At 76.9% G+C, this 20358-nt stretch carries 17 protein-coding genes; 10 read left to right on the top strand and 7 right to left on the bottom strand.

Annotated elements, in window-relative coordinates; genetic code table 11:
• Positions 1-112: 112 nt before the first annotated feature.
• The 7 genes from E1B22_RS04760 to E1B22_RS04730 all read right to left on the bottom strand — a co-directional run bounded on the left by E1B22_RS04760 (position 113) and on the right by E1B22_RS04730 (position 7324).
• Positions 113-904, bottom strand: coding sequence for a redox-sensing transcriptional repressor Rex (locus tag E1B22_RS04760; RefSeq protein ID WP_135224767.1), 792 nt, complete (start codon positions 902-904; stop codon positions 113-115).
• Between the two features lie 107 nt (positions 905-1011).
• Positions 1012-2007: a polyprenyl synthetase family protein gene (locus E1B22_RS04755; protein WP_135224766.1), complete on the bottom strand. Its 996-nt coding sequence runs from the start codon at positions 2005-2007 to the stop codon at positions 1012-1014.
• An 83-nt stretch (positions 2008-2090) separates the two neighbouring features.
• Positions 2091-3191 (bottom strand): DNA-binding protein WhiA, encoded by a 1101-nt coding sequence (gene whiA / locus E1B22_RS04750; RefSeq protein WP_243123743.1) that lies wholly within the window; start codon positions 3189-3191, stop codon positions 2091-2093.
• A gap of 7 nt (positions 3192-3198) precedes the next feature.
• The gene (yvcK, locus tag E1B22_RS04745) at positions 3199-4599 is read right to left on the bottom strand and encodes a YvcK family protein (RefSeq protein WP_135224765.1); all 1401 of its coding nucleotides are present in this window, start codon (positions 4597-4599) and stop codon (positions 3199-3201) included.
• Positions 4600-4602: 3 nt separating this feature from the next.
• Positions 4603-5670 (bottom strand): RNase adapter RapZ, encoded by a 1068-nt coding sequence (gene rapZ / locus E1B22_RS04740; protein ID WP_135224764.1) that lies wholly within the window; start codon positions 5668-5670, stop codon positions 4603-4605.
• A 243-nt stretch (positions 5671-5913) separates the two neighbouring features.
• A complete protein-coding gene (locus tag E1B22_RS04735; protein ID WP_135224763.1) occupies positions 5914-6192 on the bottom strand; it encodes a hypothetical protein in 279 nt (92 codons plus the stop codon).
• 154 nt (positions 6193-6346) lie between these two features.
• The gene (locus tag E1B22_RS04730) at positions 6347-7324 is read right to left on the bottom strand and encodes a D-glycerate dehydrogenase (RefSeq protein WP_243123742.1); all 978 of its coding nucleotides are present in this window, start codon (positions 7322-7324) and stop codon (positions 6347-6349) included.
• 221 nt (positions 7325-7545) lie between these two features.
• Between E1B22_RS04730 and mgtE the strand changes: the two genes are divergently transcribed.
• The 10 genes from mgtE (at position 7546) to aroB (ending at position 20270) form a co-directional block, all read left to right on the top strand.
• Entirely contained in the window at positions 7546-8895 is a 1350-nt protein-coding gene (gene mgtE, locus E1B22_RS04725) for a magnesium transporter (protein ID WP_135224761.1), read from the top strand.
• A gap of 117 nt (positions 8896-9012) precedes the next feature.
• Positions 9013-10395 carry a hypothetical protein gene (locus tag E1B22_RS04720; protein ID WP_135224760.1) on the top strand — a complete coding sequence of 461 codons (1383 nt, stop codon included), beginning with the start codon at positions 9013-9015 and terminating at the stop codon, positions 10393-10395.
• Positions 10392-10859: a HutP family protein gene (locus E1B22_RS04715; RefSeq protein ID WP_135224759.1), complete on the top strand. Its 468-nt coding sequence runs from the start codon at positions 10392-10394 to the stop codon at positions 10857-10859. The genes E1B22_RS04720 and E1B22_RS04715 overlap by 4 nt, the downstream gene beginning before the upstream one ends.
• 451 nt (positions 10860-11310) lie before the next feature.
• Positions 11311-11733 (top strand): chorismate mutase, encoded by a 423-nt coding sequence (aroH, locus tag E1B22_RS04710; RefSeq protein ID WP_135224758.1) that lies wholly within the window; start codon positions 11311-11313, stop codon positions 11731-11733.
• Complete coding sequence (gene aroF, locus E1B22_RS04705) at positions 11730-12890, top strand: 3-deoxy-7-phosphoheptulonate synthase (protein ID WP_243123741.1); 1161 nt, start codon at positions 11730-11732, stop codon at positions 12888-12890. The genes aroH and aroF overlap by 4 nt, the downstream gene beginning before the upstream one ends.
• A 4-nt stretch (positions 12891-12894) precedes the next feature.
• On the top strand, positions 12895-13905 hold the full coding sequence (locus E1B22_RS04700) for a prephenate dehydrogenase (RefSeq protein WP_167758847.1): 1011 nt from the start codon (positions 12895-12897) through the stop codon (positions 13903-13905).
• Between the two features lie 5 nt (positions 13906-13910).
• On the top strand, positions 13911-15398 hold the full coding sequence (gene aroA / locus E1B22_RS04695; protein WP_135224756.1) for a 3-phosphoshikimate 1-carboxyvinyltransferase: 1488 nt from the start codon (positions 13911-13913) through the stop codon (positions 15396-15398).
• The gene (locus E1B22_RS04690) at positions 15395-16492 is read left to right on the top strand and encodes a shikimate dehydrogenase (RefSeq protein ID WP_135224755.1); all 1098 of its coding nucleotides are present in this window, start codon (positions 15395-15397) and stop codon (positions 16490-16492) included. The genes aroA and E1B22_RS04690 overlap by 4 nt, the downstream gene beginning before the upstream one ends.
• A gap of 71 nt (positions 16493-16563) precedes the next feature.
• Positions 16564-18150 (top strand): chorismate synthase, encoded by a 1587-nt coding sequence (locus tag E1B22_RS04685; RefSeq protein WP_305791213.1) that lies wholly within the window; start codon positions 16564-16566, stop codon positions 18148-18150.
• Positions 18147-20270, top strand: a complete 2124-nt coding sequence (aroB, locus tag E1B22_RS04680) for a 3-dehydroquinate synthase (RefSeq protein ID WP_243123740.1) — start codon at positions 18147-18149, stop codon at positions 20268-20270. The genes E1B22_RS04685 and aroB overlap by 4 nt, the downstream gene beginning before the upstream one ends.
• The last annotated feature ends 88 nt before the right edge of the window (positions 20271-20358 follow it).

The raw sequence follows: 20358 nt of genomic DNA, 5'->3' as shown, positions 1-20358 counted from the left end.
CCGGATCCGCCGGCACCGGCTCGACGCCGTCCCGGCGTGGCTGGATCCGGCCGCCCCACGATCTGGCGCCCCCTGGCCCGGGCCGGGTCGCCGGCCGCCCGGCCGGGGCCCCTCAGCCGGTGGCCGGCTCCGGCCGGATGTAGTACGCCAGGCTCTGCAGCTCCAGCGTCAGGTCCACGTTCTGCACCACCACGCCGGGCGGCACCTGGAGGCTGACCGGGGCGAAGTTGAGGATCGCGGTCACCCCCGCCTCCACCAGCCGGCGCGCCACCTCCTGCGCCGCCGCGGCGGGCACCGCGATGACGGCCAGCTTGATCCCGGCCTCGCGGATCACCGCCTCCATGGCCTCGGCGGGCTGGATCACCAGCCCTTCGATCTCCTGGCCGATGCGACCCGGATCGCTGTCGAAGACGGCGACGATGCGCACGTCCCGGTGCCGCGTGCGGTTGTAGCGGACCAGGGCCGTGCCCAGGTGGCCCGCCCCCACCAGGGCGATGGGCACCTCGCGGTCCAGGCCCAGGATGTGCCGCAACCGGTCCACCAGGACGTCGCAGCGGTAGCCGACGCCCCGGGTGCCGAAGGCGCCGAAGTAGGCCAGATCCTTGCGGATCTGCTCGGACGAGTATCCCGTGCGGGCGGCCAGGTCGGCGGAGGAGACGATCTCGTGATCCTCGGCGCGCAGCTCTTCCAGGGCCCGGAGATAGACGGGTAACCGGCGGATGGCGACGTCGGGCACCCGTGCCGGCGCCGGTGCCGCGGCCACCCGGCTGTCGTCGTTCGCTTCGGAGGGGACCGCGGAGCCCGGCGCCCCATCCGGCTCGCCGTAGGGCCCCGGCTCGCCGCCGGGCCCGGGCGACCCGCCGGTCCGCTGCGGGTCCCCTGGATCCGGCACCCTCGCCGCCATGCTCGCCTCCCGTCGACCCCCATGGCCACCGGCCCGGGCGCCGACCCGGTCCCCGGCCTCCGGGCGCGGCGCCGGCCGCGGCCGCGACGGCGCGCCGTCCGTTGCCGTCAGCTGCTGCGCTCCAACACGAAGCGGCCCAGGGCCCGCAGGTAGGGCTCCATGGGGGCGCCGGCCAGTTCGTCCAGGGCCTCCAGCGCGCCGTGGACGAACTCCGCGGCCCGCCGGCGGGCGTAGGCGATGCCCCCGGTCGCCTCCACCCACTCCCGCACCCGCTCCACCGTGGCGTCATCCACCCGGCGGGCGGCCAGCCGTTCCAGCAGCCAGGGCTGCGGGTCCCGATCCAGGGCGAAGAGCACGGGCAGCGTCAACACGCCGCTGCGCAGGTCGGTTCCCCGCGGCTTGCCCAGCTGCTCGGGGTTGCCCGTCAGGTCCAGGATGTCGTCGATCACCTGGAACCCCATGCCGATCCCGTAGCCGTAGCGCCGCAGGGCCTCCACCTGGCGGTCGGTGGCACCGCCCATCAGCGCGCCCATCAGGCAGCAGTGGCTGATGAAGTGGGCCGTCTTCTTGTAGATCCGGCGGTAGTAGCCCTCTTCCCCGCTGGTGGGGTCGAACAGCTGCGCCTGCTGCTCGATCTCCCCGGTGGACATCTCGTAGACCGCCTCGGCCATCACCCGGACCACGCGGTTGTCGCCGTCGGCGGCGAGCAGGGAGAAGGCGCGCGCGAACAGGAAGTCGCCCGTCAGCACCGCGGTCCCCGTGCCCCAGCGCACGTTGACCGTCGGCAAGCCCCGGCGCTCGGTGGCCCCGTCGACGATGTCGTCGTGGACCAGGGTCGCCATGTGGATGAGCTCCACGGCCGCCGCCACGGGGAGCAGCCGCTCCCGGTCGTAGTGGAAGTTGCGCGCCGCCAGGAGCAAGAGGGCGGGCCGCAGCCGCTTGCCGCCGCCGCGTTGCAGGTAGGTGGCCAGCTCGACGATGTGGGGATCAGGACCGTCCAGGGCTCGCCGGATCGCCGCCTCGACCCCGGCCAGCTCGTCGCGGATGGGTTCGAAGACCGCCCCCGTCGAGACGGTCACCGACGTCTGTCCTTCGCCAGCCATGCACCTTCCCCCGGCGCACCCGCGGCGCCTGCGGCGCTCCCCGGGGCAACAGGATTCCGTGGACACGCGGGACATCCATCATTTTACCGCTCCGCGTACCGGGCCGCCAGCGCCTGCAGGCGCCGGATCCGGTGGCCCACGGCGGACTTGCTGAGGGGCGGCTCCAGCATCTGGCCGAGGTCGCGCAGGCTGGCCGCCGGGTGCTCGAGCCGGGCCCGCGCCACCGGCCGCAAGGAGGCCGGGAGGCCCTCCCACCCCACGGCGTCGACGAGCCGCCGGATCGCCTCCACCTGGCGGAGGCCGGCGTCCACCGCCTTGCGCAGATTGGCGGTCTCCGCGTTGACCAGGCGGTTCACCCGGTTGCGCACGCCCTTGACCACGCGGTGGTTCTCCAGGGCGAGCACCGCCTGATGGGCACCGAGCCGTCCCAACAGCTCCGCGATCTGCTCCGCCTCCTTGAGATAGAGCCCGACGCGCCCGCGCCGGCGGGCCCGGCCGGGGCGCAGGCCCCACCGCCGCAGCTCGGCGGCCACCCGGGACGCGACCGCCGCAGGGACGACCACCTCCGCGTGGTAGCCGTGTCCCGGACCCGTCAGGCTGCCCGCCCCGAGGAACAGGCCCCGCAGGAAGGCCTCGCGATCCTGACGCCGCCGGGGGCGCTGGCCGGCGCCGGGATCGGGCAGTCCGGGCAGCACCACGCCGCCCGCGGCTCCTGCCGCCCCCTGGCCGCGGCGGGCTGCCCGGCCGCCACGGCCCCCGGACGGCGCCGCCTCCGCCGCGCGGTCATCGGCTCCCTCCGCGGTCGGGAGGACGTCGAGCCACAGCTCGTACACGTTCCCCCGGCCCAGGCGCCCGCGCCGATCCACCACGAGCCGCGGCGCCACGCCGTACCGCGCCCGGACCAGCCGCACCAGGAGCCGCGCGGTGGCCGCGCTCTCCGTCCGCCACCGCCAGCCGCCGCCGGGCAGCGGGCTGCCGCACCCCAGGCAGAGGCCCGTCAGCTCCCACCCCAGCGCCCCCTGGTCGGCGGGCCACCGTCGCGCCAGCTCGTCCTTGACCCGACCGGAGAAGGTGTCCCGGATCAACGGCGACCCCCCAGCCCCCGCGGCCAGCCCCGGCCGCTCCCCCCAGCGCGCGGACGCCGCCCGCCCCGCCGCCCCCCGAGCGGGCGCGGCCCGGTCCATCGACCCCTCATCCCCCCGGTGCCACGTCGCGCGCCGCCTGGGCCGGTTCGTCCGACGCCGTCTCCTCGCGCCAGAGGCGCTCGCTCAGCAGGAAGAAGTCCAGCCGCCGGCGGGGATTGACCCTGGGCCGGGCGGCCAGCAGCACCCGCAGGAGCGCGCGGGCCAGGCGCTGGGGATCGTGGCGGATCAGGTCGTCCGCCGCCAGGAGCTGGGCCGTGTGCACCTGCAGCCCCAGCTGGCGCAGCCGCTCCCGGTCCAGGCGGACGGGCTCCTGGCCCTGCTCGCGGTAGCGCTGCAGCAGGGCCGGAGCGGGCTGCTGGACGTTGACCAGCACGTGGTGGAACAGCCCCGGCCCGACGGCCTCGATCAGCGCCCGCGCATGGTCGGCGGCGGTGAAGCCCGTGGTCTCCCCCGGCTGGGTCATGGCGTTGACCACCAGCACCTTGACCGCCCGCGACCGGCGCACCGCGTCGCGGATGCCCGGGATCAGCAGGTTGGGCAGGATGCTGGTGTACAGGCTGCCCGGCCCGAGGACGATCAGGTCCGCCGCCTCGATGGCCTCGACGGCCGCCGGCGGCGGCTCCACGCCGGGCGGGTCCAGCCAGATCCGGTCGATGGCCGCCGGGTCGCTGGCGATGGCGGTCTCGCCGCGCACCACCCGCCCGTCGGCCATGCGGGCCACCAGGGTGACCGGCGTCAAGGTCGACGGCAGCACCCGCCCCCGCACCGCCAGCACCTTGCTGGACTCGTAGACCGCCTGCTCGAAGTCGCCCAGCAGCTCCGCCAGGGCCCCGATGAACAGGTTGCCCAGGCTGTGGCCGGCCAGGGTCCCCTGGGTGAAGCGGTGCTGGAAGAGCCGGGCCATCAGCGGCTCGGCGTCGGCCAGGGCGACCAGGCAGTTGCGGATGTCCCCGGGGGGCAGGATGCCCAGCTCGCCCCGCAGCCGGCCGGAGCTGCCGCCGTCATCGGTCACGGTGACGATGGCGGTCACGTTGCCGGTGTACTCCTTGAGCCCGCGCAGCAACACCGACAGGCCCGTGCCCCCGCCGATGGCCACCACCCGCGGGCCGCGCTCCAGGCGCCGCCGCAGGACCAGCCGGTCCGTCGCGCCGCCGTTGGCACCGCCCGGCGGGGTCAGCAGCTCCGCCACCACCCGCAGCAGTCGATAGATGGCCGCCAGCGCCAGCCCGCCCCCCACCGTCATGACCGCCAACCCCGGCCACGGCTCGGGGACGAACCGGCCCGTCGCCGCCACCAGCTGGCGGCGCAACCACCCCTCGGCCGCCGCCCAGAGGTCGGCCCCCGCGGCCATGGCGCCCCCAAGGGCGACCAGGTACAGCCCGGCGGCGAAGACCAGTAGCCATCGCTTGATGCGCAGGCCCGGCAGGAGCCAGTACGCCAGCTTCATCCGTCATCCTCGTTTCCCGCGTCCCCGGTCCGCCAGGGAGCGCTCGACGTCGCGGTGCTCCACCAGCACCCGGTGGCCCTGGTTGCGCAGGTGCGCCGCCAGGGCCTCGGTGATCACCACCGACCGGTGCTGGCCGCCGGTGCAGCCCACCGCCACGGTCAGCTGGGTCTTCCCCTCGTTGATGTACTGGGGCAGCAGGAAGTCCAGAAGCTCCTGCAATTGCTGCAGCAGGCGCCGGGCGCTGGGCCAGCGCAGGACGTACTCCCGCACCCGGTCGTCGAGCCCGGTCAGCGGCTGCAGGTCCGGCACGTAGTGGGGATTGGGCAGGAACCGCACGTCGAAGACCAGGTCGGCATCGGCCGGCAGCCCGTACCGGAACCCGAAGCTCACCAGGTGGGCGATCAGGCGCGGCGTCTCGGGCCCGCTCCACAGCTGGGCGATGCGCTCCCGCAGCTGCTTGGGGGAGAGCTCGCTGGTGTCCAGGATCACGTGGGCGCGGCCGCGCAGGGCCCCGAGGCGCTGGCGCTCGGCGCGGATGCCCTCAAGGAGCCGGCCCTGCGGGGCCAGGGGGTGGCGCCGGCGCGTCTCCTTGAACCGCTTGACCAGCGTCTCGTCCGACGCCTCCAGGAAGACGATGCGGTAGAACACGCCCGCGCGGTCCAGCTCCTGCAGCGCCTCCACCGCCTGGTCGAACCAGTCGCCGCCGCGCACGTCCATGACCACGGCCACGCGGCGCACGGGGCTGTCCGCCTGGCGGCACAGCGCCGCGAAGGGGGCCAGCAGCGCGGGCGGCAGGTTGTCGACGCAGAAGAAGCCCAGGTCTTCGAGGGCATGGATCGCCTGGGTCTTGCCCGCTCCGGAGAGGCCCGTCACCACCACCAGCTCCAGGTCCCGATCCCCGGCGGGCCGCCCATCGCCGTCCGCTGAACCGCCCGGGTGGAGGGCGTCGGCCGGGCCACCCTGCTGGGCCGCGTCGGCCGGGCCGCCCGCCTGGACCGCGTCGGCCGGGCCGCCCGGCTGGCTCGCGCCGCAGGATGCCCCGGACGGGATCACGCCTTCCGTCCGCTCCATGCCCTCACCTCCCGCCCACGGAGCCGGCCGTCGCCGGCGCCCCCACGAGATCCGGCCCCGGCGCGCCGCCCGTCTCCGACCCCAATGTATCGCCCAGCCGTGCCGCCGGGAAAAGGTACGTTCCTCCTGCGCCGGCCGGCGCCCCGTCCCTCGACGCCGGGCGGGGCGGCCCCCCGACCCGACCGGACGGCGGCCCGGCGCGACCCGGCCGGCCGAAGGGCGACGGTTCGTCCGGGAACCGGGTCAACCGCCGGGGCTGGGGCCGCCGCCCTCCTGCCGCTGCCGGCCGGCTCGGTGCCAGCCGCGTTCCATCAGGACGCCGGCCATGTAGGAGAGCAGGATCGTCGGGATCAGCAACCCGGCTAGGTTCGTCCACACGATGCTGAGCGCCAGCAGCACGGCACACACCGCCAGCGCCGTGCGCATCTGGCCGCGCACGCCCCACGAGATGCCCAGGGCGATGGCGGCGATGCTGATCAGGACCCGGCCGATGAGAATCAGGACGTCGAGCACGCCGCCCATCGAAGGCCTCCTCCCCGCCGGACCCCCCGACCGTCGTCGCCTCCGTTGACCGTCGTGGCCTCTCTGCACTCTCTCTTCAACTATACAGGTCGTTCCCCTGGGCGCCGGGTCGTTCTCCCCGGGCGCCGCGCTCCGCTGCCACCGCCGGGCGGCCTCATCGCATCTCCGGCACCGGGTGGGGCGGGCGGCGCCCCTGGAGCACCGCGGCGCAGTTCTCCGCCGCCAGGCGCGCCATGCGCCACCGCGTCCGTTCCGTGGCACTCCCGATGTGGGGCAGGGCGACGACGTTGGGCGCCTGGAGAAGGGGGTGGTCGGGAGGGATCGGCTCCCGGCTGTACACGTCCAGTCCGGCCGCCCCCAGGTGCCCGCTGTGCAGCGCCTCCACCAGGGCCTGTTCGTCCACCACGTCGCCGCGGGCCGTGTTGATCAGGATGGCGCCGCGCTTCATGCGCGCCAGGCGATGGCGGTCCAGCAGGTGCCGGGTCTGGGCGGTCAGGGGGACGTGCAGGCTGACCACGTCCGCCTCGGCCAGCAGCTGGTCCAGCTCCCGGAAGGCCGCGCCCAGCTCCGCCTCGGCCGCGGGATCCCGCCGCCGGCTGAAGTAGACGATCCGCATGCCGAAGGCCCGGGCCCGGCGGGCCACGGCCCGGCCGATGCGGCCCAGGCCGACGATGCCCAGGGTGGCGCCGTCCAGCTCGAGGCCCAGCCACTGCAGCGGGTGCCACGTGGTCCAGCGGCCGGCCCGCAGGTCCGCCTCGGCCTGGGTCAGACGGCGGGCGCAGGCCAGGATCAGGGCCAAGGTCAGGTCGGCCGTCGCCGCGGTGAGGACGCCGGGCGTGTGGGTAACCACGATGCCGCGACGCCGGGCGGCGGCCACGTCCACGTTGTCGTAGCCGACGGCGCAGTTGCTCACCACCCGGAGCCGCGGCGCCGCCGCCAGCAGCCGATCGTCGATGCGGTCGGTGACCATGGTGATCACCCCGTCCACCGCGGCCAGGCGGCGGGCCAGTTCCTCCCGCGGCGGGGGGAGGAACTCCGGCCAGACCTCGACCTCCGCCCATCCCTCCAGCGGCGCCAGCGCACCCTCCGGAACCTGGCGGGTGACGAACACGCGCGGACGATCACCGGTCACGGGCATCCCTCCCCCATCGAACGGGGTGCACACCTCCGGCATCGAACGGGATGGGGCCTCCCCGGCCCACCCCGGTGCCCACCCCGCCTTCCACCCCCCGCGGGCCGCGGCTATAATGGGCAAGGCGTCGAGCCGGATGCCGATCCGACCACCGCCGCGCTGGCCCATCGGGACGAACGCGGCAACCCCGTCACCGCACCGCAGCGAGGGGGGATCCAGCCGTGCAGGCCGCCGAGCAGGCCCGCGACATCGCGACCATCCTCCAGGGCGAGGGCGAACGGGCGGCCCTCCAACGGCTGGTCCGGCTGCAGCCCTTCGACCGGGCGGAGGTGCTGGCGCGCCTCGAACCCGCGGAGCGCCTGCGCCTGGTCCGCGCCATGCCGACCCCCCTCGCCGCCGAGACCCTGGAGTACCTCGAGCCCGAGCTGCAATATCGCATTCTCGACCACCTGGACGAGCCCCTGGCGGCGGCGCTCCTCCAGGCGATGTCCAGCGACACGGTGGTCGACCTGCTGCTGGCCCTGCACCCCCTGCAGGCGGCGCGCCTCAAGGCGTGGCTGCCGCCGGCGTACCGGGAGCGGATCGACACGCTGATGACGTTCCCGGAGGACACCGCCGGCAGCCTGGCCACCATCGAGTACATCGCCGCCCGGGAGGGGTGGATGGTCCAGCAGGCCCTGGACCACGTGCGCAAGGTCGGCCACGACGCCGAGGTGGTCTCCTACGTGTACGTGGTCGACGCCCGGGGCCGGCTGGTGCGCGTGGCGTCCTTGCGCGAGCTGATCCTGGCCGACCCGCGGGCACCGCTGGCCGACGTGGGCCGGGCGGACGTCATCGCCGTGCGCGCCACCGCGGCGCGCGAGGAGGCGGCACGGCTGCTCACCCGGTACGACTTCGTCGCCCTGCCCGTGGTGGACGACCAGAACCGGCTCCTGGGCATCATCACCGTCGACGACATCATCGACGTGATCCACCGCGAGGCGACGGAGGACATCCAGCGCCTGGGCGGCAGCGTGCCCCTGGCGGAGTCGTACTTCAAGACGCCGGTGCCGGTGCTCTTCCGCAAGCGCGTGGGCTGGCTGCTGACGCTGTTCGTGGCCGGCGCCTACACCAGCACGGTGCTCCGTCACTTCGAGGACCTGCTGTCCCGGGTGGTGGGCCTGACCTTCTTCATCCCGCTGCTGATCGGCACGGGGGGCAACACGGGCAGCCAGACCGTCTCGACCCTGGTCCGCGCCCTGGCGGTGGGCGAGGTCGCCTTCCGCGATCTCGGGCGCGTGCTCGCTCGCGAGGTGGCGACGGGCGCCCTGCTGGGGGCCGCCATGGCCGTGGCCGCCTACATCCGCGCCCTCACCCTGGGGGTCGGCCCCCAGCTGGGCCCGGTGGTGGCGGTCACGGCCCTGTTCATCGTCGTCTGGGCGTCCATGGTCGCGGCCATCCTGCCCCTGCTCCTGCACCGCTTGCGGGTCGACCCGGCGGTGGTGTCCGGTCCCTTCATCAGCACCCTGGTGGACGGCACGGGCCTGTTCCTGTACTTCACCGTGGCGCGGGTGATGTTGCACCTGCCCTGAGCCGGGCTGCAACCGCCCCTTCTGAGCCGATCCGCCACCGCCGCCGCGGCGCCCGATGCGCAGGACCCCCCGGCAGGCGGGCCCCGGCGGCGGAGCGACCCCGACGGGGTGGGAACCTTGGCACCGGTCGCCGACGGCGGGACGAACCAGCCCGAAGGCCGCCGGGACCCCGCAGGGTGGGCCCTGGAGGCGAGGGTGCCCAGCGCCATCCTGCTGGGCGGGTACGTGGCGGGCGCCCTGCCCCTCTGGATGGCCCGGCAGGCCAACCGGCCGACGGAGGCGACGGTCAGCCCGCGTCCCGGCCCAGGGGTCGCCGGCGCGGTCGCGTCGCGGGAGAGGGGGGGCGGGCCGTCGCCTTCGACGCCGGTGGGCGGTACCGCCGGGGCGCCCCTGGGGATGGCCCTGGCCGTGGCCCTCCGCCCGCTGGGGCGAGGGCGATGGGCGACCCCGCCCCGCGATCCCTTGCGGCTCCACATCGCCCGCTCCCTGGAGGCCGCCGCGGCCACGGGGCGGCCCATCCCCCCGCTGGCCGCCGCCCAAGCCGCCGCCCTGGCGTGGGGCGCCTGGCCGCGGGCGGTGGCCATGGCCCTCGGCGGCCTGCGCTGGGCTGGTCCTCCCCTGGCGGACGCCCCCGCCGCGGCGCCCCGCGGGTCGCCCGTGGATGGGGGGGAGGGCATGCCCGGTGACGCCGCGCTGCGCGAAGGCGGATGGCCGACGCCCCAGAGCGCCTGGCGGGCCGCGGCCCTGGCCGCCGTGCCGTGGGATCGGGTGCGGCCGCTGGGGCGGCGGCTGCTCTTGGTCTGGCCCATCGCCGACGGGGGCCCGGCGGGCCCGGGGACGGGGGACGGGGTACCGGTGGCGGAGTGGCGCTGGGCCGCGCTCTGGATGGAATCCCGCAGCGGGGTGGTGCCCACCGCCGCGACGAGGCCCGAAGCCGGTGAGGCCGAAGCCTCCGGGACCTTGGCCGCGGTCCTCGCCCGGGAGTCGCAGTGGCTCGCCGGGTGGCGGCGACGGTTGCCGGCGGCCCTCCCCGTCGATCCTCGCCGGCCGCAGACTGCAGCCGGCGCGCCGGGGGACGAGGGGTCGACGTCGACGGCGTGGGTACGCCTCCTCGGCGAATCGGCCGCCCTGGCCCGGTCCCTCCGCGACTCGCCGCTGGTGCCCCCCGCGGTGGCACAGCACGGCCACCAATTGGAGGCGATCTTGGGCCGCCTGGGTTGGGAGCCGGGCCGTCCAGGGGGACCCCTGGTCTGGCCGGCGTGGCACTTGGCCGCGGCGGTGTGGGCCCTGGGGCTGCCGGAGGCCCCGGCGGCGAGCAGTCCCCGTCTCGAGGCGCTCGTCGCCGGGCTGACCCGCGCGGGGTGGGGCGTGTGCCGCCTCGTCCCGGTCCGCACCGGGGCGCGGCTGCGGCTCTCGCCGGTGGTGCCGGGGGACGACGGCGGGGGCGAGGGAGGCGACCGGGCGACGGATCCACGGCACGGAAAGGCGGGGAGGACGTGACCCACGATACGGAGGCACCCAACCTGGCGGTGGCCCGGGCTGCCCTGCGCCTGGCGACCTCGGCCAGCCGGGGGGACGAGGCCCGGATCAAGGAGGACCTCTTGCGCAAGGGGATCCGCGGCGTGGCCGTGGACTTCGGCGGTCCCTACACCGAGTCCATCGGCAGCATGGTGCAGCGGGCCATCGTGGCCGCACGACGGGAAGGGGTGATCGCCCCCATCCACCCCCACGAAGGGGCGGTAGCGGGAGCGGCCCGGGAGGCCCTGGCCCAGCTGGCCGGGCGGGCGCTGGGCTTCAACGTGGGGGGCAAGGTGGCCATCGCCCGGTTCGGAGAGCATCTCGCCTGCGCCGTCTTCGTCGGCGTCGGCCTGGTCCACCTGGACGACGTGGCCGTCGGGCTCGCCCACCGGGCGGTGCCCGACGTGGACGGGGCGGGCGGCGACTCCGCGCCGGCCCGCGGCTGAGCGCCGCGCGGGCCCGATGGGCGCCGCGGGTCCCCGCGGGTCCGCGCCCATCGCCCCGCGGAAGGGCGCGCAGCGGCTGACCGACGCCCATATCTTGCGGAATGGTCTTGCGGAATGTTTCAGGAACGGCTTGCCGCTGCGCCGGTCGCATTGTATATTCGCGAATAACAACCCGCACGTGGCCAGGCCGGGTCGGCCCTCCGGCGGGCCGGGGGCCGGTGCCCAGCCGGGCGGCACGCCGCCGGACGGACGGCAGGACGGTAGGTGGCGGCGGCCGGACGGGACGAGGGGACCGGCGTGGCGGTCCGCGTCACGGGGCCTGCCTGGAAGCCACGCGAAAACCATCGGCATCCGCTGCGTAGAACGGTAGGACGGTAGGGGCGGATTCCTCCCGCCACCGGCCGGTGGCGTTTTCCTTTCTACGCAGGGGGCCGGCAAGGAGGGAACCGAGGTGCGCGGGATCCGGGGTGCCGTCGTCGCCGAGGACAACAGTCCGGAGGCGATCCGCCGGGCGACCCGGGAGCTGTTGCAGGCCATGGTTGAACTGAATGAAGCGTCAGTCGATGATATTGTTGCCGTGTTCTTCACGGTGACCAGCGACCTGGATCGGGCCTTCCCGGCGTCGGCCGTGCGCGAGCTGGGCTGGACCCACGTCCCGCTGCTGGATGCCATGGCGCCGCCGGTGGCGGATGACCTGCCTCGGTGCATCCGCGCCCTGGTGCTGGTCAACACCGACCGGTCGCCGGCGGAGATCCGGCACGTGTACCTGGGAGCGGCCCGCTGCCTGCGTCCCGACCTGGCGGGCCGGGAGCCCGCGGGCACCGCGGCGGGCATGGCCGTCGCCCAGGCGCTGGCGGGAGGGAGCCGAGGGTGATCGTGATCATGCATCCCCACGCCACACCGGACGACATCGACCGCGTGCAGGAGCGCCTCCGCCAGGCCGGGCTGCGCCCCTACGTGGCGCGGGGCGACGAGCGGGTGGTGATCCACGGCCACGGCGACCCCCGGTCCCTGGATGGCCAGCAGGTGCAGACGCTGCGCGGCGTGGAACGGGTGGTCACCGTCAGCCGGCCGTACAAGCTGGCCAGCCGCGAGTTCCGCCCCGAGCCTACGGTGGTCTCCGCCGGCGGCGTGCCCTTCGGCGGCACCGCGGTGCCGATCATCGCTGGCCCGTGCTCCGTGGAGTCCGCGCCGGGGCTGCGGGAGATCGCCGGGTTCCTCCGGCGGGCGGGGGGCGCGGCCCTGCGGGGCGGTGCCTTCAAGCCCCGGACGTCCCCCTACAGCTTCCAGGGGCTCGGCGAAGAGGGGCTGCGGCTGCTGGCCCAGGCGCGCCAGGAGACCGGGCTGCCGGTGGTCACCGAGGTGATGGCGCCGGACCAGGTGGACCTGGTCGCCGCCTACGCCGACGTGCTGCAGATCGGCGCCCGCAACATGCAGAACTTCCCGCTACTCAAGGCCGTGGGGCGGACGCGCAAGCCGGTCCTGCTGAAGCGGGGGTTCATGGCCACGGTGGAGGAGTGGCTCCTGGCAGCGGAGTACATCCTGGCCGAGGGCAACCCCAACGTGATCCTGTGCGAGCGGGGCATCCGGACGTTCGAGACGTCGACGCGCAACACCCTCGACCTCAACGCCGTGGCCGTCGCCAAGGCGCTGACCCACCTGCCGGTGATCGTCGACCCGAGCCACGGCACCGGCCATCGGCGATACGTGATCCCCCTGGCCCGCGCCGCCATCGCCGCCGGGGCCGACGGCTTGATCGTCGAGGTCCACCCGCGACCGGAGCAGGCCGTGTCCGACGGCGCTCAGAGCCTCGACTTCGCCGAGTTCGAGCAGCTGGTGCGCGAGGTGGAGGCCGTCGCCCGGGCCGTCGGCCGCCGCCTGTACCGTCCGGCGGAGGAACGCGGCCACCGCGGCCCGGACGGCGCCGGGGAGGAACCCGCACCCGGCCGGCCGGACCCTCGTGCGACGGCCGCCGCCGGGGTGCGCACCGGCGCCGATGGACGGCGGGTCGCGGCCGGCGGAGGTCGCTGAGGCGGTGGCGGCCGGCGACCCCGCGGCGGCGACGGACCCCGCCGGTGGCAGCCCGCCGGTCCACGCCGCGCCCGGGGGACCGGGTGCGCGGGGCGCAGGCGGCGACGGGGAGCCCGGCGGTCTCGCCGCCTGGCGCCGGCGGACCCTGGCGGTGGTCGGCCTGGGGCAGATCGGCGGCTCGCTGGTGGCGGCCGTGCGGTCGCGGGTGCGGCGGGTGATCGGCATCGACCGGGACCCGGCGGCCGTGGAGCACGCCCTGCGGGCCGGCCACATCGACGCCGGTTCGTCCGGCGACCTCGGGCCGGTGGCCGAGGCCGACGCCGTGGTGATCGCCGTCCCCGTCGGCGCCATCCCGGACGTCCTGGCCGCCGCCCGGCCGCACCTGCGGCCGGGCGTGCTGCTGACCGACACCGGCAGCGTCAAGGCGCCGGTGATGCGCGCGGCGCAGCGCCTGGTGCCGCCCGACGTCCCCTTCGTCGGCGGGCACCCCATGGCGGGGACGGAGCGGTGGGGCCCCGCCGCCACCGACGCCGACCTCTTCCGCGGCCACACCTGGGTGCTGACGCCGGCGCCCCCCTGGGGTCCGGCGGCCGCCGCGGCGTGGGTGCCGCTGCTGGAGGCGGCGGGGGCCCGGGTGCTCTGCATGGATCCCCGCGAGCACGACCGGCACGTGGCCCTGACCAGCCACCTGCCGCTGGTGGTGGCCGCCGCCCTGGCCGCCACGGCCCGCCGCGGCGCCGGCGACCTCCCCCACCTCCGCCGGCTGGTGGCCGGCGGCTTCCGGGACACCACCCGGGTCGCCGCCGGCAACCCGGAGGTGGGGCGCGACATGCTCCGCGCCAACTGGGATCAGGTGGCGCCGTGGCTGGCCGCCCTGCGGGACGAGCTGGACCGCCTGGCCGATGCCGCCGCCCGCGGGGACGACGCGGCCCTCTACCGCTACCTGGACGACGCCCGCCGCTTCCGGGCGGCGGTGCTCGCCGATCCATCCCGGACCGGTTCCAGCGGTCGGTGAGATCGATGTCGGAGCCCATCTCGTCGTCCCTGCCCACCAGGGCGAGCGGCCCCGGCGGCGTCGCCGGCCCCGGCGGCGTCGCCCGGGTGCGGCCGGCCCGCGACCTGGCGGGCACCGTGCGGGTGCCGGGCGACAAGTCCATCTCCCATCGGGCGGCCATGCTGGCGGCGGCCGCGGGGGGCCGGGTGACCCTGGAGGGCTACGCGCCGGGGCGGGATGCCGCGTCCACCCTGGCGTGCCTGGCCGCCCTGGGCGTCGCCGTCACGCGGCCCGCGGCGGACCGGGTGGTGGTCGAGGGACCCGGCATCGACGGCTGGCAGGCCCCGGCGGCACCCCTGGACGCCGGCAACTCCGGCACCACCATGCGCCTCCTCCTGGGGCTGCTCGCCACCCGCCCCTTCGCCGCCACCCTGACGGGCGACGCGTCCCTCTGCCGTCGCCCCATGGGCCGGGTGGTGGAGCCCTTGCGCCGCATGGGGGCGCAGATCGAAGGGCGCGACGGCGGCCGGCGGGCGCCGCTGCGCGTCCGGGGCGGCGCCCTGCGCGGGATCCACCACGACAGCCCGGTGGCCAGCGCCCAGGTCAAGAGCGCCCTGCTGCTGGCCGGGCTGTTCGCCGAGGGACGAACCAGCGTGCGGGAGCCCGCCCTGTCCCGCGACCACACCGAGCGCATGCTGCCCCTGTTCGGCGTGCCCGTCCGGCGCGACGACCTGACGGTCGCGGTGGAGGGCGGCCGCCCGCTCCGTGCCCCGGCCCGGGTGTCGATCCCCGGCGACCCCTCGGCGGCGGCCTTCTACCTGGCGGCGGCGGTCCTCTGCCCGGGCAGCCGGGTGGTGGTGCCGGGGGTCGGCGTCAATCCCACGCGGATCGGATTCCTGGAGGTCCTCGAGGCCATGGGCGCCCGGATCCGGATGCGCATCCGCGATGAAGCGGCGTCGCCCGCGGGCGACGGCCCCACCGGACCGGTGGGCGAGCCGGTGGCCGACCTGATCGCCGAGGCGTCGGACCTGCGGGCCGTGGCCGTGGGCGGCGAGCTGATCCCGCGCCTGATCGACGAGATCCCCATCCTGGCCGTCCTGGCCACCCAGGCCCGCGGCACCACCCGCATCCGCGACGCCGCCGAGCTGCGGGTCAAGGAGACCGACCGCCTGCGGGCCCTGGCGGAGGAGCTGCGCCGCCTGGGGGCGCGGGTGGACGAGCACCCGGACGGCTTGGACGTCCACGGCCCCACCCCCCTGCGGGGCGCCGCCTGCGACGCCCGCGGCGACCATCGCATGGCCATGGCGCTGGCCGTGGCGGGGCTGGCGGCGGACGGGGAGACGGCGATCGTCGGCGCGGCGTGCGCCGCCGTCTCCGACCCGGACTTCTTCGTCAACCTGCGCCGCCTCGGCGCCGCGGTGGACGGGCCCGACGACGCCGCGGCGGACGCCGTCCGGGCCACGGGGACCGCGGCCGACGGCGCCATCCAGCCGGAGGGGAGCGCATCGCCATGACCGCCGACCGCAAGCCGACCGTCGCCCTCCCCGCTGCGGAGGCAGACGGCGGACCCGCCCCGGCCGCCCCGGCCGGCACCCTTCGCCGCCGGGTGGCCGTGATCGGCCATCCCGTGGGTCACAGCCTGTCGCCGGTGATGCACGCCGCGGCCTTCCGGGCGGTGGGCCTGCCCTGGTCCTACGAGCCGTGGGACGTGCCACCGGGCGGGCTGCCGGCCGCCCTGGACGCGCTGCGGGCCGACCCCCGCTGGGTCGGGGTCAACCTCACCATCCCCCACAAGGAGGCGGCCCTCCCGCTGCTGGACCGGGTCGACCCGGCGGCCCGGCGGGTGGGGGCCGTCAACACCGTGGTGCGGGAGGACGGCGGCGTGCTGGTCGGGTACAACACCGACGGCATCGGCTTCCTGCGCGATCTGGAGGAACACGGCCTGCCGGCCGACCGCCTGGCGGGCCGCCGCGCCCTGGTGCTGGGCGCCGGCGGCGCCGCCCGCGCGGTGGCCTCCGCCCTGCTCACGGCGGGCATGGCGGTGATCGTCGCCAACCGGACCCTGGGCCGGGCGCTGCAGCTGGTCGAAGACCTCGCCGCCGGCGACGGCGCGGGCGAACCCACCGCGGCCCCGGGCGACGACGCCGGGCACCGGCCGGACGGCTCCGGCGCGGCGGCGTCGGGCACCGGGGCGAGGGCCGGGGCCGGGGATGGGGACCGCGGCCCGAGCCCCGCCCTCCGGGCCGTGGCCCTGGACGACCCGAGCCTGCCGGACCTGGCGGCCGGGTGCCTGCTGGTGGTGAATGCCACCAGCGCGGGGATGCCTCCCCAGGCGGACGTCGATCCCCTGCCCCCCGCCTGCGCGCCCCGGCCCGGTCAGGTGTTCTACGACCTGGTGTACCGGCCCGCGGTGACGCCCTTCCTGGCCCGGGCAGCCGCCGCCGGCGCCCGGGCCATCGGCGGCATCGGCATGTTGCTCCACCAGGGAGCCGCCGCCTTCGAGCGGTGGACGAACCGGCCCGCGCCCCTGGAAGCCATGCGCGCCGCGCTGCGGGCGGCCCTGGCGGAGCCGGCCGGGCCGGCCCCGGCCGGCTCCGCCAGCGCCTGAACCCCGTCGGCGCCCCGTCGCCGCGGGGCCCGTGCCACGGAGGCACCGACCCGCGAGGAGCGTGAACGCCCTTGGCCCTGCGGTTGCTCACCGCCGGCGAGTCCCACGGCCCCGGTCTGGTGGCGGTGCTGGAGGGCATCCCCTACGGCCTGCCCCTGACCGCGGCCGACATCGACCGCGACCTGGCCCGACGCCAGCGCGGCTACGGCCGCGGCGGCCGGATGAAGATCGAGCGCGACCGGGTGCGGATCCTCGGCGGGGTGCGCCACGGTCGGACGCTGGGTAGCCCCATCGCCCTGTGGATCCCCAACCGGGACTGGGAGAACTGGCGCCTGGCGATGGCCGTCGACCCGCCGCAGGCGGCCCTCGTCGACCTCGCCGCGGCGGACCTCCCCCCGCTGCCGCCCGAGCCCGGCGCAGCCACCGGCGCCCCCCTGCCCGAGGCCGGCGACCCCCGCGACCGGCCGGAAGGCCCGCCCGGCGGCCCGTGGCCACCCACCGGCGCCGGCGCCCCGACCGGCGCCGCGCCGGATCCCTCGGCGGCGGACGGCGGGTCCCTGGAGCCCGGCCGTGCGGGGGGCCAACCTGGCCGCCCTCGTCCGCCCGCGGACGGGCGACTCGAGCCCGTCACCCGGCCCCGTCCCGGCCACGCCGACCTGGCCGGAGCCCTCAAGTACGGGGCGCGGGACATCCGCGACATCCTCGAGCGGGCCAGCGCCCGGGAGACGGCGGCGCGGGTGGCGGCCGGCGCGGTGGCCCGCAAGTTCCTCGGCCTCTTCGGCGTGCGGATCCAGAGTTACGTCCTGCGCATCGGCGAGGTGGCGATCCCCTCGCCCGTCCTGACCTACGGCGAGGGGGGCCGGCCGCCCGTGGACCCCGACCGGCTGGCGGCGGCCACCGAGGCCTCGCCCGTGCGCTGCCCCGACCCCGACGCCTCCCGGCGCATGGTGGAGGCCATCCGCGCCGCCGGCCAGGCGGGCGACACCCTGGGTGGCGTCTTCGAGGTGCTGGTCACCGGCGTCCCGGTGGGGCTCGGCAGCCACGTCACCGGCGACCGGCGGCTCGAAGGCCGCCTGGCCGGCGCCCTGATGGCCCTGAACGCCATCAAGGGCGTCGAGGTCGGTCTGGGCTTCGCCGCCGCCGCCCTACCCGGATCCCAGGTGCACGACCCCATCGGCTATCGCCCGCCGGACGCGGCCCCGCCGCCTCCGGGCATCCCCGCCGAGGCCGCGCAGGCGGGGGCCGATGGATGGCGCGGCCCGACGGCCGGGTTCTTCCGCCATCGCAACGGGGCAGGCGGGATCGAGGGCGGCATCAGCAACGGCGAGCCCCTGGTGCTGCGGGCGGCGATGAAGCCCATCGCCACCCTGCGCCGCCGCCTGCCCTCGGCCGACCTCCTGACGGGCGCGCCCTTCGCGGCCCACCACGAGCGCTCCGACGTCTGCGCGGTCCCCGCGGCCGCGGTGGTGGCGGAGGCGCTGGTGGCCCTGGAGCTGGCCGCCGCTTGGCTGGAGAAGTTCGGCGGCGACAGCATCGAGGACGTCCAGCGCAACTACGCCGCCTACTGCCGGCGCCTGGCCAACTGGGCGCGCCCCCGGGACGGGGTCCCCACCCCGGATGCGCCAGGACACGGCGGCCCAGGGAGGGGGTCCGCGTGACCGCCCCCCCTGCCCTGCGCGTCGTCCTGGTCGGCATGATGGGCGCCGGGAAGACCACGGTCGGCCGCGCCCTGGCGGCCCGGATGGGTTGGGCCTTCCTGGACCTGGACGACCTGATCGAACAGGAGACCGGGGAGACGGTGGCGGCGCTCTTCGCCCGGGAGGGCGAGCCGGGCTTCCGCGCCCGGGAGGAACGGGCCCTGGCCACGGCCCTCTCCCTGGAGCGGGTGGTGATCGCCGCCGGCGGCGGCGTGGTCCTGTCGCCACGGAACCGGGATCGCCTGGCCCGCGAACCCTGGGTGTTCTGGCTCGAGGCGCCGCCGGAGGAGCTCGCCCGGCGGCTGCGGGGTGCAGGCGCGGCGCGGCGGCCGCTCCTGGCCGCCGCGCCGCGGGAGGGCGGTGCCGTGCGGGGCGAGCGCGGCGCCGTGGGCCCGGCGGACGGTGCCGCGCGGGGTGAGAGCGCCGACGCGGGGCCGGCGGGCGGCGACGCGGGGTCGGCGGGCGCCGCGCGGGCCGAGGGCGGCGACCCGATGCCGGCGGGCGCCGCCGCAAGCCCGGCCCCGGCGGCCTCGTCCCCCCGCGGGCCGCGGGGGTCGCCGACCGACGACCTGGCCGCCCGGCTGGCCGCCCTCCTCGGCCAGCGGGCACCGCTGTACGCCGCCGTGGCCCGCCATCGCGTGCCGACCGCCGGCTGGGCGCCGGAGGCGGTGGCCTGCGCGATCCACCGGCGGTTGCCCGCCGTCCCCCGGTCGCCCGGCGCCCCTCGGCACCGCCCGACGCCGTCGGTGACCCCCGCGGCACCGGACCTGGTGGTCGAGGCCGGTGCGGCCCGCTACCCCGTCTGGGTGCGGCCCGGGACCGTGGGACCGGGAGGTGCCGCCGACCTGGTGCCGCTGGTGGCCGCCGTCGCCGGGACGGGGTCCGACGGGAGCCGGGATGCGTCGCCGGGATTGGCCGGTTCGTCCGATCCGCCGGTCGCCGCCGTCCCCGGTGCGGCTGCCCGCCCGGGGCGGGCCGGAAGCCGCCCACCGCAGGACGCGGCGCCCCTAGTCGCCTGCCGCGCGGACCCGGAGCCGCGACCCGGGTCGGCGGAGCGCCCGCCCGTCGCCCTGCTGGTCAGCGACCCCGTGGTGGCATCCCTGTACGGCCACGGCGTCGCCGCCGCCCTCGAGGCGGTGGGCTTCCGCGTGGCCCGGGCGGTGGTGCCCGCCGGCGAGGAGGCCAAGTCGCTGGCCTGGGCTTCCGCCCTCTACGACCGGCTGGTGGAGGCCGGCGCTGGGCGCGACGCATGGGTCTTCGCCCTGGGCGGCGGCGTGGTGGGCGACCTGGCCGGGTTCGTCGCGGCCACCTACATGCGCGGGATCGCCTTCGCCCAACTGCCCACCACGCTGCTGGCCCAGGTGGACGCCAGCGCCGGCGGCAAGGTGGCGGTCAACCACCCGCGCGCCAAGAACCTGATCGGCGCCTTCCACCAGCCGCGCCTGGTGGTGGCGGACCCGGCCACCCTGGCGACCCAGCCGTGGCCCGCCTACCGGGGCGGGCTGGCCGAGATGGTCAAGCACGCGCTGCTGGACGGCGACCCGCACCTGGCCGCGCTGGAGGCGGCGGTGCCGCAGCTGCTGGACCGGGATCCCCAGCAGCTGGCGCCGCTGATCGCGCGCTCCGTCGCCGTGAAGGCGCGGGTCGTCGCCCGCGACCCGGAGGAACGCGGCCCCCGCGCCGTCCTCAATCTGGGCCACACCGTGGCCCACGCCCTGGAGGCGGCGGCGGGCTATCGGGTCCCCCACGGCGACGCCGTGGCCGCCGGCCTCGCCGTGGAACTGGAGCTGGCCAGCCGGCTGGGCATGGCGCCGCCCGCCCTGGCCGACCGGGTGCGGAGCCTGCTGGGCCGGCTGGACCTGCCCCTCACCCTGGCCGAGGCCTGCCGGGCCTGGGAGGTGCCGCCGCCCGACCCCGAGGCCGTCCTGGCCCGCCTGCGGTACGACAAGAAGAACCGGCGCGGACGCGTACGGTTCGCCCTGCTGGCCGGCCCGGGCGAGGTGACGCTGCGCGACGACGTGCCCGCCGCCCTGGTTGAGGAGCTGGTGCGGCGTTCCCTGGCCGGCGCATCGCGGGTCTGATCGCGCCCGCGCCCCGGGTGCGGCCCGCCGCCCACGCCCGGGGCGCGGCGCCGGGTGGCGGGGCGGCGGCGGGCGACGCCGGCGCCGA

Source organism: Thermaerobacter sp. FW80 (assembly GCF_004634385.1).
GTDB lineage: Bacteria > Bacillota > Sulfobacillia > Thermaerobacterales > Thermaerobacteraceae > Thermaerobacter > Thermaerobacter composti.
Note: the sequence above shows the minus strand (reverse complement) of the source record. Positions and strands in the feature narration are given on the sequence as shown.